This window comes from Brachybacterium alimentarium (assembly GCF_002332425.1).
GTDB classification, from domain to species: Bacteria; Actinomycetota; Actinomycetes; order Actinomycetales; family Dermabacteraceae; genus Brachybacterium; species Brachybacterium alimentarium.
On sequence record NZ_NRGS01000025.1, the window covers coordinates 74,602 to 87,928 of the forward strand.

The 13,327-nt window shown below is 70.1% G+C and carries 11 protein-coding genes; 6 read left to right on the forward strand and 5 right to left on the reverse strand.

The genetic code is table 11. From position 1 onward, the window contains the following. The first annotated feature begins 2 nt into the window (after positions 1 to 2). Both CIK71_RS14215 and acs read left to right on the forward strand, forming a co-directional pair. On the forward strand, positions 3 to 854 hold the full coding sequence (locus CIK71_RS14215) for a VOC family protein (RefSeq protein ID WP_096166333.1): 852 nt from the start codon (positions 3 to 5) through the stop codon (positions 852 to 854). Between the two features lie 122 nt (positions 855 to 976). Further along, positions 977 to 2,956, forward strand: a complete 1,980-nt coding sequence (acs, locus tag CIK71_RS14220; protein ID WP_096166334.1) for an acetate--CoA ligase — start codon at positions 977 to 979, stop codon at positions 2,954 to 2,956. Between the two features lie 483 nt (positions 2,957 to 3,439). On the opposite strand, the gene CIK71_RS14225 is transcribed toward acs, so the two are convergent. Genes CIK71_RS14225 through CIK71_RS14235 form a run of 3 tightly spaced genes read right to left on the reverse strand, consistent with a single transcriptional unit; the run spans position 3,440 to position 6,395 of the window. Continuing rightward, the gene (locus CIK71_RS14225) at positions 3,440 to 4,372 is read right to left on the reverse strand and encodes a DUF4097 family beta strand repeat-containing protein (protein ID WP_096166335.1); all 933 of its coding nucleotides are present in this window, start codon (positions 4,370 to 4,372) and stop codon (positions 3,440 to 3,442) included. Beyond that, on the reverse strand, positions 4,372 to 5,025 hold the full coding sequence (locus CIK71_RS14230; protein WP_096166336.1) for a LuxR C-terminal-related transcriptional regulator: 654 nt from the start codon (positions 5,023 to 5,025) through the stop codon (positions 4,372 to 4,374). Before CIK71_RS14230 ends, CIK71_RS14225 begins: the two co-directional genes overlap by 1 nt. Continuing rightward, positions 5,022 to 6,395: a sensor histidine kinase gene (locus tag CIK71_RS14235; protein WP_096166337.1), complete on the reverse strand. Its 1,374-nt coding sequence runs from the start codon at positions 6,393 to 6,395 to the stop codon at positions 5,022 to 5,024. The genes CIK71_RS14230 and CIK71_RS14235 overlap by 4 nt, the downstream gene beginning before the upstream one ends. Before the next feature lie 341 nt (positions 6,396 to 6,736). On the opposite strand from CIK71_RS14235, the gene CIK71_RS14240 reads away from it, so the two are divergent. From CIK71_RS14240 to rlmB, 4 genes are all read left to right on the forward strand, one after another. Continuing rightward, positions 6,737 to 7,927 carry a LacI family DNA-binding transcriptional regulator gene (locus CIK71_RS14240; protein WP_176485659.1) on the forward strand — a complete coding sequence of 397 codons (1,191 nt, stop codon included), beginning with the start codon at positions 6,737 to 6,739 and terminating at the stop codon, positions 7,925 to 7,927. A gap of 121 nt (positions 7,928 to 8,048) precedes the next feature. Next, on the forward strand, positions 8,049 to 8,531 hold the full coding sequence (locus tag CIK71_RS14245) for a phage holin family protein (RefSeq protein WP_096166338.1): 483 nt from the start codon (positions 8,049 to 8,051) through the stop codon (positions 8,529 to 8,531). A gap of 87 nt (positions 8,532 to 8,618) precedes the next feature. After that, complete coding sequence (gene cysS / locus CIK71_RS14250) at positions 8,619 to 10,058, forward strand: cysteine--tRNA ligase (RefSeq protein ID WP_096166339.1); 1,440 nt, start codon at positions 8,619 to 8,621, stop codon at positions 10,056 to 10,058. An 11-nt stretch (positions 10,059 to 10,069) separates the two neighbouring features. Further along, positions 10,070 to 11,041, forward strand: a complete 972-nt coding sequence (gene rlmB / locus CIK71_RS14255) for a 23S rRNA (guanosine(2251)-2'-O)-methyltransferase RlmB (RefSeq protein WP_096166340.1) — start codon at positions 10,070 to 10,072, stop codon at positions 11,039 to 11,041. Between the two features lie 237 nt (positions 11,042 to 11,278). On the opposite strand, the gene yczE is transcribed toward rlmB, so the two are convergent. Further along, positions 11,279 to 11,998 (reverse strand): membrane protein YczE, encoded by a 720-nt coding sequence (yczE, locus tag CIK71_RS14260; protein WP_096166341.1) that lies wholly within the window; start codon positions 11,996 to 11,998, stop codon positions 11,279 to 11,281. 12 nt (positions 11,999 to 12,010) lie between these two features. Then, positions 12,011 to 13,252, reverse strand: a complete 1,242-nt coding sequence (locus CIK71_RS14265; protein WP_096166342.1) for a DUF4032 domain-containing protein — start codon at positions 13,250 to 13,252, stop codon at positions 12,011 to 12,013. Positions 13,253 to 13,327 lie beyond the last annotated feature (75 nt).

A 13,327-nucleotide genomic window follows, 5' to 3' on the forward strand; every position in this document is an offset into this window, starting at 1 on the left:
CCATGGCTGACCGCACCGGCCCCGGCACGACCCACGACGAACCTGAGCGCACGTCACCGCAGGCGATCGCCTTCACCGTCTTCCCGCTGAGGTTCAGCGCTGATCCGGCGGCGCTGATCGCGTTCCTGCGCACCCTCGGCATGACGCCGCTGATCACGACCGAGGGCGATGGTTTCGCCGACCTCGTGGCCGGCGGAGGCGGCCGGGTGATGGTGCACGGCGCGGGAGCGGCCTCTGCCACCGCCGCGCCTGCGGGCGAGACCCAGCTGAGCACGGCGGTCCGTTCGGTCGGGGCGGCTGCGGAGCACCTGCGGGCGGCCGGCCTCGAGGTGACCGTGTGGGACGAGAGCTACGGTCACCAGGGGAACCTCACCGGTCCTCATGGCGAGGCCATCGGGATCAACGAGGATCAGGCCGATCCCTACGGCTACGTCCTCCACGACGGCTCCGAGGCCGACCCGCGCCTCTCGGTCACAGCGGTGCGAGCCAGTGCTGAGGGGCCGGAGAGAGACCGCGACATCGAGATCTTCGCGGCGCTCGGATTCGTTCCCGTCGATGGCGGCAACCACGGGTATCGTGCGCTCGCCAGCCCCGGGCACGGCTCGATCGGGCTGCACGAGCCGTCCAGTGGCATGGTGGCGTGTCGGCCCGGTGGCGACCCTGGGCATCCCGACCTGCAGGTCTCACTGGTGCGGCTCGGATTCGAGACCTCGGAGGATCTCGACGAGCTCGCGGCGCGACTCTCACATGCCGGGTACCCCGCACACGTGGTCACGGACGAGGGTGAGCGACGTCTGCACGTCACCGACCCTGACGGTCAGGTCGTCGAGGTGCACCCCCGTTCGGCTCGTTGAGCAGCAGGACCGCCAGGTGGGGGCGGAATCTGGGCGGTGTCCCGTGACGTGGGTCTCCTGCGATACGGTTGGGCCGTCCGTTTCGCCCCGGCGGCCCCGGGGCCCGTGAACCAGGAGTACTGATGTCTGACGACGCCGCCACCGCGATCGAGAATCTCTCGCAGGAGACCCGCACCTTCTCCCCGTCCTCCGAGTTCGTCCAGAACGCGGTCGCCCGCCCCTCGCTGTACCAGGAGGCCGAGCGGGACCGCCTGGCGTTCTGGCGTTCAGCGGCGAGCCTGCTGAGTTGGAAGACACCGTTCACCGAGACGCTCGACTGGACCGATGCGCCTTTCGCGAGGTGGTTCGCCGACGGCACCCTGAACGTCGCCTACAACTGCGTGGACCGGCATGTGGAGTCCGGCCACGGCGACCAGGCCGCGATCCTCGCCGAGTACGAGGACGGCACCGACGCCACCTACACGTATGCCCAGGTCAAGGACGAGATCAGCCGGATGGCGAATGTCCTGACCGATCTCGGGGTCAAGACCGGGGACCGGGTCGCCATCTACCTGCCGATGATTCCGGAGGCAGCTTTCGCGATGCTCGCCTGCGCCCGCATCGGCGCACCGCACTCGGTCGTCTTCGGCGGCTTCAGCGCGGATGCCCTGCGCTCGCGCATCGAGGACGCCGAGGCCCGTGTCGTCATCACGGCCGACGGGCAGAACCGTCGCGGCAAGCAGCTGCCGCTGAAGCCTGCCGTCGACGAGGCGCTCGCCACCGGCGGCGACAGCGTCGAGAAGGTCCTCGTGGTGCGTCGCACCGGCGGCGACGTCGAATGGAACGAGGGCCGCGACGTCTGGTGGCACGAGGCGCGTGAGGACGCCTCGGCCGAGCACGAGCCGGTGTGGGTCGAGGCGGAGCATCCGCTGTTCATCCTCTACACCTCCGGCACCACCGGTAACCCCAAGGGCATCATCCACACCACCGGCGGTTACCTGACCCAGGCCGCTTATACCCACCGCAACGTCTTCGACATCAAGCCGTCGACCGACGTCTACTGGTGCACGGCCGACGTCGGCTGGGTCACCGGCCACACCTACGTGGTCTACGGTCCCATGGCCAACCGCACCACCCAGGTGATCTACGAGGGCACCCCGGACAGCCCGCACCAGGGCCGTTGGTGGGAGATCGTCGAGAAGCACAAGGTCTCGAAGTTCTACTCCTCGCCCACCGCGATCCGCACCGCCATGAAGTGGGGCGAGGACATCCCGGCGAAGTACGACCTCTCCTCCTTGAAGCTGCTCGGCAGCGTCGGCGAGGCCATCAACCCCGAGGCCTGGATGTGGTACCGCCGCGTCATCGGCGGAGACCGCTGCCCGATCGTGGACACCTGGTGGCAGACCGAGACCGGCGCCATCATGATCTCCCCGCTTCCCGGGATCACCGCCACCAAGCCCGGCTCGGCGCAGGTGCCGCTGCCAGGGATCGGCGCCGATGTGGTCGACGAGTCCGGCAAGCCCGTCGAGAACGGCGAGGGCGGATACCTCGTGCTCGACAAGCCCTGGCCGGCGATGCTGCGCGGGATCTGGGGCGACCCGGAGCGCTTCAAGGAGACCTACTGGTCCCGCTTCGAGGGTCTCTACTTCGCGGGCGACGGCGCCAAGCGCGACGAGGACGGCGACATCTGGCTGCTGGGCCGTGTGGATGACGTCATGAACATCTCCGGCCACCGGCTCTCCACCATGGAGATCGAGTCCGCGCTGGTCAGCCACGAGTGGGTCGCCGAATCCGCCGTGGTCGGCGCGGCCGACGAGACGACCGGACAGGCCGTGGTCGCCTTCGTGATCCTCCGCGGAGGCAACGAGGATGCGATCGCCGAGGCCGGTGGCGAGGACAAGGTCATCGAGACCCTCCGCGCCCACGTCGGCAAGGAGATCGGTCCGATCGCGAAGCCCAAGCGGATCCTCGTCGTCACGGAGCTGCCCAAGACGCGCTCCGGCAAGATCATGCGCCGCCTCCTGCGCGATGTCGCCGAGAACCGCACGGTGGGCGACACCCAGACCCTCGCCGACGCCTCGGTCATGGACCTCATCCAGGAGGGCATGTCCAGCAAGGGCTGACCCCAAGGGTTGATCCGGACCTGCCCGGTCGGTTGCGACTGCCGCGGCGAGGTTTCCAGCGCCTGCGGTGGCCGCGGCTGCCGGGGTGGACCGGGTTGTCGTGGCTGGCGGGAGCCGGGGCAGCCCGGACGAGGTGCCGGGGTTGCCGGGGTTGCCGGGGCGAGGCTGCCGGGGCTGCCTCGGTTGCCTGGGTTGCCGGGCCGAGGCTGCCAGGGTTGCTGGGCCGGGCCGTTGTGGGCGGATCGTGTCGTGGACGGGCCGCTGGTGAGGAGCTCTGGTGCCTACGGCATATGACCTCACCAGCGGCCCGCCCGTGACACGCCGACCCGTCAGAGCCCGGCGGGTGATCGTCGCGCCCCTGGGGTGGGCACGGCCCGGCGGGTGATTGTCGCGCCCCTGGGGTGGGCACGGCCCGGCGGGCGATCGTCGCGCCCCGGGGGTGGGCACAGCCCGGCGGTTGATCGTCATGTCCCTGACGTGGGCTCAGCGGGTGATCGTCACGTCCCCGATATCCGACGTGGCGGTCAGCGTCCCGAGCGCGGAGGAGGAGTCGGCGCCGCGGGTGAGGTCCGGGTCCACCCGCGCCTCGCCCACGTCCGAGCGGGCCTCGACATCCCAGGGCTCGCTGCCCGGGACCTCGACGTCGATGGTGCCCATGGAGGTGCGGACGGTCACCGTGCCGCCCGCGTCGTCGGGCAGGACCACGTCCACGTCCCCGACCGAACTCGTGACGTCGACCGTGCTGAGCTCGGAGCCCGCCAGGTCGATGTCCGCGCCGCCCACCGAGGTGGTGACAGCGACGCCGTCCGGTGCTTCGACGGAATCCAGGCTCACGTCGCCCACGTCGGCGGTGACCTCGAGCGTCGAGAAGGTGCCGTCGATGTCGACGTCGCCCACTCCCGCCGTCACCGTCAGCGCCATGCCGTGGCCGTCCGGGATGAGCAGCAGCAGGTCGCGTCCGGGCTGGTCCCACGGCACGGCGGCGGGGCCCTGTGGCTGCTTGACGGTGACGGTCTTCGAGGAATCGCCGCCTCGCTGCGTGATCTCGGCGCGGGTGACGTCGCCCTCGGCGGGGAGGGAGATCTCGCCGTTCTCGACCAGCGCGAGGGTCACGTCGTCCACGTCGGCATCGTGCACGACGTTCACGTTGCCGACGTCGCTGCTCAGCGTGAGCGAGCTGGGGGAGCCGAGCCCGGTAGTGGCCGGGACGTCCGCATAGCGTCGGCCGTCCAGCCAGCTCGTCGTGGAGTAGGCCACCAGGAACAGCAGCATCAGGAGGAGCACGATTCCTCCCAGCAGCGTGATCACCAGGCGCCAGGGACGATCACCCTGCCGGGACGGGTTCAGACGGCGCCCGGGCTCGATCCTGGGCCCGGTGGCCTCAAGCGGCTGTGGATCGTGAGGGGGGATGGTCATCAGTGCTCCTCGGATTCCAGATAACGCAGCACGGCCATGACCCGACGGTTCTCCCCGTCCACCGGCGGAAGGTCGAGCTTGGTGAGCAGGGAGGAGATGTGCTTCTCGACGCTCCCGGCCGAGACGAACAGCGTGTCTGCGATCGCCTGGTTGGAGCGGCCCTGGGCCATCAGAGAGAGCACCTCGCGCTCTCGCGGGGTGAGGCCCTCCAGGGTCCGACGACGGCGGGAGCGGATGAAGATCTGCTGGACCACCTCGGGGTCCAGCCAGGTGCCTCCGTCGCCGACGTCGGAGAGGACCGAGAGGAAATCGTCGACGTCCGCGACCCTGTCCTTGAGCACATAGCCCAGGCCGCGCGAGGAGTCGGCGATGAGATCCGAGGCGTAGCGCTCCTCGACGTACTGCGAGAGCACCAGTAAGGCGATCTCCGGACTCTGCTGGCGGATGAGCATCGCGGCCCGCACGCCCTCATCGGTGAAGGTCGGAGGCATGCGCACGTCGATCACCGCGAGATCCGGTGCGTGGTGGGAGACCGCGGCCAGCAGGGCGTCGGCGTCCCCGACTGCGGCGACCACTTCGTGTCCGGCTTCGGTGAGCAGTCGCTCCACACCGGCTCGCAGCAGCACGGCGTCATCAGCGATCACGATCCTCATCGGAGGGCCTCCTTGGTGTTCTGGATGGTCTGGGGGTCCTGCGTGTTCTGAGGGTTCTGGGTTCCGGGTCGGGGAGCGGCAGGCATCGCGACGGCGGCGGACCGAGCGGGGACGGGGAGGACGGCGAGGAGGACGGTTCCGCCGCCGACGGGACTTGCGACCTCCAGCCGGCCGCCGGTGGCGCGGACGCGGTCGGTCAGGCCAGCGAGGCCGGTGGAGAGGCCGTCGCGATGCACCTGGGCCCCGCCTCGGCCGTCGTCCTCGATGCGCACCTCCACGGTGTCCCGGGTCTGCCTGACGCTCACGGAGGCGTGCTCGGCCTCGGAGTGCTTGGCGATGTTGGTCAGCGCCTCGGAGACGAGGAAGTAGGCGACGGCCTCCCGTTCGCGGTCCAGGCGTGCTCCCCGGCCGTCGTGCAGATCCACGTGGAGCTCGACAGGGATCCGGGAACGCGCGGCCAGGGCCGAGAGGGCGGCATCGAGGCCACGATCGGTGAGCACCGCCGGATGGATCCCGCGTGCCAGCTGGCGCAGATCCGTCATGACCGCCTTCGCCTCGGAATGCGCCTGGCCGACGAGATCGGTGGCCCGATCCGGATCCGTGCGGATGGTGTTCTTCGCGATCCCGAGCGTCATCGCGAGGTTCACCAGACGCGGCTGCACCCCGTCATGGAGATCCCGTTCGATGCGCAGGCGCTCCTGCGAGGCGGCATCGACCGCACCCTGCCGACGCTCGACGAGCTCGGCGACCTGCACTCGCAGGTCCTCCTCGGAGCCGGAGACGAGAACCCTGGCCACCCCGCGATCGGCGAGGGCCCCCAGCACCAGGGAGATGCCCGCGACCACCGCGCAGGACAGCGCGACGATCCCGAGCATCCAGCGGGAGAGCTCGAGGGATCCCAGCTGCAGCGCACCCTGGCGCAGCGCGACATCGGCGCTGGTCCAGCCCAGCCACACGGCGATGACGAAGAGGGTGAAGAAGGCTCCGGCCACGAGCATCGCGAGGTGGTGGTGCAGCACACCGCGCCAGAAGGCACCGGTGCAGAACTCGAGCCAGCGGTCCGACAGCCAGCCTCTGAACCCGCCACGGCGCGAGCGGCGGGTCGGCGGCAGGATCACCGAGAGCCGATGCACTGCGACGGCGCGACGACGTTCGATCCGCACGATGACCTGCATCACCAGGAACCAGGGGATCAGCAGCAGCAATCCGGTCCCGAGCGCCGGCAGGGAACCGAGACCGGTGAAGAAGATCGTGATGCTGATCCAGAACCAGGAGTAGAACAGCAGGCCTCCGAGCAGCACGGAGGCCAGCGCCGAGGCGCTGAGCCGTGGGCGCTGGGGTGCCGTGGCAGGCACAGTCGTATCGTCCATGGCCCTGAGAGTATTCGGGATCTCGCGAACCTCCCACGGGGCCCGCCCGCGTCCCTCGCGGGGGAAAACCCCCGGGCGTCGCCGTGCGGGTCGCCGGAACCGGCCGCCGACGGGTGGCGCAGACGTCTCGAGAGCGGGGTGGCTCGGACGTCTTGAGAGCGGGGTGGCGCGGACATCGTGAGCGCGGGGCGGCTCGAACGTTCCGGGGGCTCGAGCCGTTCCCTCCTGCCGGGTGTCCCGCGCAGTGGGCGGGCCGCGTTCCGAGGAGATCCTGGGAACAGTGAGCGCCACGACGTGGCATGCGTGCCCGCCGACGGCCGCCGATGCGGTTCAATGGGGGCATGAGCAGTGACGCGAGTGCCTCCTCCGATGAGACCATCGACCACGCCTCCGAGCCCGACGCGGTGAGCCCCGACGACGGCACCTCGGGCCAGATGGTCGAGAACCTCGACAGCACGGCCGAGGAGCTGGCCGACAGCGGCCAGCAGCGGGGCACCCTGAGGGATGTTGCCGACTCCCTCGGGATCTCCAGCACGGTCGCGCTGCGTGCGCTGCGCGGGGCCGAGGAGGTCAAGCCGCAGATGGTGACGCGGGTCCATGAGACGGCGGAGCGACTGCACTTCCCGCTCGAGGAGCTCAGCGAGGAGGAGGACCATCGCGGCGTGGTCGCCGTCCTCGTCAACACCATGCGCAACACCTGGATCTCGGATCTGGTGCGCGCCATCCGCATCGAGCTGTCGGCCACCGGCCGCACCGCCGTCGTCGTCCCCACCCGTCGTCGCATGCCGGAATACCCGGTGGCTGCGGATACCGACGCGATCGAATCGCTCGTCCAGCTCGGGGTCGACGGCTTCCTCATGATCTCGGATCTCGCGGACATGGACAGCGTGCTCACGGCCATCGCGGACCGCCCCCTGGTGGGGATCGGCTGCTCCAAGGAGTTCGTCGGCCGCTTCGACACCGTGCGCATCGACGACGAGGTCGGCCAGGGCCTGCTCGTCGACCACCTGGTCGGCCTGGGCCACCGCGAGATCGCGCATATCGGTGGTGTCGGTGCGGCCGTGGCACGCGAGCGCGCCGACGCCTTCCGGGCGGCCATGGAGCGTCACGGACTGGGCGAGCACGCCCGCGTCGAGCCGGGCGACTTCACCGAGCAGGTGGGCCAGACCGCCGGGTCGATGCTGTTGCGCGGGAGCAAGGTCCCCACTGCCGTGACCTGTGCGAACGATGTCACCGCCGTCGGGCTGCTCTCCGCCGCCCGGGAGGCGGGGATCTCCGTCCCCGAGGAGCTGGCAGTGGCCGGTTACGGCAACACCTCGCTGGCCTCGTCCGGGATCTCCCAGACCACGAGCGTGGATCCGAACTCGGATCGCCTCGGTGCGCTGGCCGCGCAGTTCCTCGTCGAGCGAGTCTCGGGCCTGGACACCCCGGCACGGGATGTCGCGGTCGCGCCGTCGATCGTCGTCCGGCGCTCGAGCTCGGCCGGGCCCCGACCGGAGTCCACCAAGCGCAAGCGGATCTCCGTCGACTGAGCCCCGATCCCGACCCCGGACAGCAGCGTGCGCCCCTCCGGTTCCGCTCGCGTCCCCGGTGGCCGGGCCACCCTGCTCCGAGAAGCCCTGAAACCCTTCGACCCTGCGTTAGGCTCTGACCATGATCAACACCACGAACGATCCGAGCACGCCGCCCACCCAGCGGTCCATCGGTGAACTCGTCCAGTCCATCCGCGACGAGCTCCTCGGCGTTGTCCATCATGAGATCGACATCGCCAAGAAGGAGATCACCGGGATCGCGATCAAGGCCGGCATCATCGCCGCCTGCGCCGCGGTGCTGCTGTTCCTCCTGCTCTCGGCCTGGGTGATGCTGCTGTTCGCCGCCGCCACCGGGCTGCAGGCCCTCGGCCTGCCCTACTGGGGCGCCTTCCTCATCGTCGCCGGGGTGTTCATCCTGATCGGCGCGATCGCCGGCCTGGTCGCCTTCCTCGTCTTCAAGAAGATCAAGGCCCCCGAGACGACGATCGAGACCGCGCAGTCCGCGGTCGACGCCGTCCAGGGCAAGCGACGCAGCAACGCCGTCTCCTACGACGACACCTTCGAGGAGCTCTACGGCAAGCAGGTCAGCTCCCGCACCGAGTGACCTCTCAGCGGGTGCGCAGGGTGATCCCCGCAATCCCCGAGTGATCCGGAGAGGACTCCACCCTGGCTGGGCAGTACCCTGGCTCACGTGACTCTCCATCTGCACGACACCGCCACCCGTACCACCGCACCGTTCGTCCCGGTGCGCGAGGGGGCGGTGTCGTTGTATGTCTGCGGCCCGACGACACAGGGGGCGCCGCATCTGGGCCATCTGCGCACCTTCGTCGCCTTCGACATCCTGGTCCGCTGGCTCGAGCGCCACGGCTACGAGGTCGTCCACATCCGCAACGTCACCGACATCGACGACAAGATCCTCGTGAAGTCCGACGAGGCGAATGCCGAATGGTGGGCCTGGTCGCTCCGCTTCGAGCGCGAGTTCCACGACGTGCTCGATCGCGTCGGGAACCGTCGCCCCACCTACGAGCCGCGCGCCACCGGCCACGTGCCCGAGATGATCGAGCTGATGGAGCTGCTCATCGAGCGTGGCCACGCCTACGCCGACGGCAACGGCTCGGTGTACTTCGACGTCGCCTCGCACCCCGCTTACGGCTCCCTGACCCGGCAGAGCATCGAGGACATGCAGGACGCGGGCGAGGAGAGCGAACCCGGCAAGCGGGACCGTCGTGACTTCGCCCTGTGGAAGGCCGCCAAGCCCACCGAACCGGCGACGGCGTCCTGGGACACCCCCTTCGGCCGCGGCCGTCCGGGCTGGCACCTGGAGTGCTCCGCGATGAGCCGCAAGTACCTCGGGGAGACCTTCGACATCCACGCCGGAGGCCTCGACCTGCGGTTCCCGCATCACGAGAACGAGCAGGCGCAGTCGCACGCCGCAGGCTTCGGCTTCGCACAGCGGTGGATGCACTCCGGCGTGCTCACGGTCGACGGGCTGAAGATGGGCAAGAGCCTGGACAACTTCGTCACCGCGGCGCGCGCACTGGCCGAGCACCCCACCGCGGCCGTGCGCCTCGCGCTGGTGAGCGGCCACTACCGCGCCACCGTCGAGTACAACGCGACCGCGATGCGGGAGGCGGAGGTGGTGTGGGAGCGCTTCAGCACGACCGCACGCCGCGCAGCGGAGGTGCTCGGCGACGCTCCGCTCGCGGCCCCCGACGCCGAACTCTCCGCGATCGACCTGCCCGAGGACTTCATCGCGGCGATGGACGACGACTTGGCCGTCCCCGAAGCCCTCGCGGTCGTCCATCGTGAGCAGTCGGCCCTGAACTCCCTGCTCGCCGCAGGAGGCGATGCGGACCGGATCGCTGACGGGCTGGGCCGGCTGCGGGCCATGCTCGACGTGCTGGGCCTGGATCCGCTGTCCCCGCAATGGGGGAGCACCTCCGGCGCCGCGGGCGCCGAGCACGCAGCGCTGGATGCGCTGATCACCAGCCAGCTGGCCGCCCGTGCGGCGGCCCGCGCCGAGAAGGACTGGGCCCGGGCCGATGCCCTGCGCGACGCACTGAGCGCCGCCGGCATCCGCGTCGAGGACGCCCAGGACGGCGCGCGCTGGACACTCGAGACCACCCACTGAGGAGAACACCCATGGCAGGCAACAGCTCGCGTCGCGGCGCGGTGCGCAAGGGCAAGAAGGGCGCGACCGTCGGCTCCGGCGGGGTGCGCCGTCGCGCGCTCGAGGGCAAGGGCCCGACGCCCCGCGCGGAGGAACGCCCCGCGCACAAGAAGTACGGCAACGCCAAGGGCGGCCCGGGTGCGGCGGGGAACCGTGGCGGCTCCGGCTCGAAGGGCGGCCGCAAGCAGCCCGGCAGCGACCAGGTCGCCGGCCGCAACGCCGTGCTGGAGGCGCTGCAGGAGAGCGTGCCGGCCACGCAGCTCACGGTCATGGTGCGGATGGACTCCGACGAACGGGTCCGCGAGATCATGCGTCTGGCCACCGCCCAGGGCGTGCCGATCGCCGAGGCCTCGCGCACCGACCTGGACCGCATGACCGACCACGTCGTCCACCAGGGCGTGGCCCTGACGATGCCGCCCTACGAGTACGCGGAGATCGAGGACCTGCTGAAGGTCGCCTCGGATGCCTTCGAGACGCCGCTGCTGATCGCGCTGGACGGCATCACCGATCCGCGCAACCTCGGCGCGATCCTGCGCAGCGCCGACGCTTTCGGCGTGCACGGCGTGATCCTGCCCGAGCGTCGCAGCGTGTCGATGACGGCGGCCGTGTGGAAGGTGGCGGCCGGCGCCGCGGGCCGGGTGCGCGTGGCCCAGGTGACGAACCTCAACCGCACCCTCAGCGCCCTCAAGGGCGACGGCGTCTTCGTGCTCGGCATGGATGCGGACGGCGACGTGACCACTCGTGGTCTCGACCTCGCCACCCAGCCCACCGTGCTCGTCGTGGGCGCCGAGGGCAAGGGCCTCTCCCGGCTCGCCAGGGAGATCAGCGATCAGGTCGTCTCGGTCCCCATGACCGGTCGCAGCGAGTCGCTGAACGCCTCCGTGGCCGCCGCGATCGCCCTGTACGAGATCTCCGGAGTGCGCGCGGCCCAGGGCCACGCCTGAGGAGCACCAGGGATCGTGCACGCGTGACCGAGCCCGGGTCGGTCTGCCCAGTGGCGGACCGTCCGGGCTCTGTTCACGAGTCGGCGGCCACGGCGCTGTCGGCTCCCATGCCGTTGGCACCCAAGCTCTCCGGAGCCGTGTTTCCCGGGGACGTACCTTCCGGGCCCGTCGCGTCGGCGTCCATCCCGTCTGCGGCTCGGCTGACGGCCTCAGCCCTGTCGAGACGGGGCGAGGAGGTCAGGCTGGATCCGCCGGAGGCTCCGTCGCAGCAGCATCGCGGTGAGCGCTCGGTGCCCGTACCGGGCGCCGCACGGGCATGATCACACGGGGGAGTGCGAGCTGGATGACCGGCCCGAGCCCGACGGCGTAGAGCAGCGTGCCGACGCCGACCGGTCCTCCGAGGCTCCAGCCGATCGCCAGCACCAGCACCTCCAGGCAGATCCGCACCGGACCCACGGGGCGACGCAGACGCCGCGCCAGACCGGTCATGAGACCGTCGCGGGCGCCGGGGCCGAGCTGGGCGCCGATGTAGATGGCGGCGCTGACCCCGTTGACCACGACGCCGACGATCATCAGCACGAGCGCCATCGGAAGGCCCTGGACGGACGGCAGCACGAGCATCCCCAGATCGATGCTCACACCGACCCATATCGCGTTCGCGACGGTGCCGATCCCCGGCTGCTCGCGCAGGGGGATCCACAGCAGCAGCACCACGAAGCTCACCGCGATGCTGAGCGTTCCGACGGTGAGGCCCGCCCGCTCGGCAAGGGCCGCGTGCAGCACGTCCCACGGGGCACCGCCGAGACCGGAGCGCAGCAGCATCGCGAGGGAGAAGCCGAAGCCGGTCAGCCCCACCAGCATCTGGAGGAGGCGGAGGGGGAGACGATCCACCCGCAGCTGGTCGCGCAGGGAGAGGTTCGAGAGCGTGCGATCGCCGGCAGGAGGGGGAACGGCCATGGTCGGCGGCCCTCAGCTGTCGAAGATGGGCAGTGCGGATGTCTCCGTGGTGACCAGGGACTTCTCATCGGGCCGGTGGATCAGCACGTTGAGGATGTAATGACGCACGGTCTCGTCGAGGCTGGCATCCGTGCCGGCTTTCTCCGAGAGGAACCACTTGTGCTCGAGCACCTCGTGGTAGAACTCGGGCGGCTCGAGCTTGGAGCGCATCGATCGCGGGATCGCGCGGACCACCGGCTCGTACTGGTGCTGCAGCCACTCGTGCGCCACGAACTCCTCGTCCTCGGCCTGCTGCTCGGTGGAAGCGCGGTACTGGTCGAGGTCGTTGAGCAGGCGGCGTGCCTGATTCTCCTGCGCGTCGATGCCGGTCAGGCGCATGAGCCGTCGGGCATGATGGCCGGCGTCGACCACCTTGGGGAGGATCGACAGCGTGGTGCCGTCGAGATCGGTGGTGATCTCGAGCTCGCCCACGTCGAACCCGAGGCGGTTGAGCTTCTCGATGCGAGCCGACACCCGCCACCGCTCATCCGCGGAGAAGCGTTCGCGCTCGGTGAGGGCGGCCCACAGCTCGTCATAACGGCGCACCAGGTCATCGCCCACCTCGACCGGATCGGCCTCGGGGTCGAAGAGGTCGCCGGCCTGCAGATCCATGAGCTCGCCGATGATGTTCGTGCGCGCCAGGTCGAGGTCGTAGTGCCGCTGACCGTCCGTGAGCTTCTCGTGCAGCGCGCCCGTCTCGACGTCGACGATGTAGGCGGCGAAGGACCCCGCGTCGCGACGGAACAGGGTGTTGGACAGGGAGACGTCGCCCCAGTAGAAGCCCTCGATGTGCAGATGCACCAGCAGCACGGCCAGTGCGTCCAGCAGGCGCTGTGCGGTGTCCTCCCGGGAGACCTGGCTGAACACGGCCCGGTAGGGGAGGGAGAACTGCAGGTGACGGGTGATCAGCACGGCATCCAGCGGCTCGCCGGTGCGCGTGGTGCGGCCCGAGATCACCGCGAACGGGACCACCGAGGGCACACCGATGCGGCCGAGGAGACGGAGCATCTCGTATTCGCGCTTGGCGAGGTGATGGTTGATCTCCTTGAGCGCGAGCACTCGTCCCGAGACGCGCACGAAGCGCACGACGTGACGCGAGATGCCGCGCGGAAGAGCGGCGAGCATGTCCTCGGGCCAGTCCTCCAGCGGCTGGTCCCAGGGGAGGTCCAGCAGTGCGGGGTCGGCCCGGGACGCGGTGATCTCCAGGGGTGCCATTGCTCCATTGTCTCCTGATCACGACTCGTGTGCCCACCCGATGACAGTTTTTCACCGCCCGGATACACAAACCTC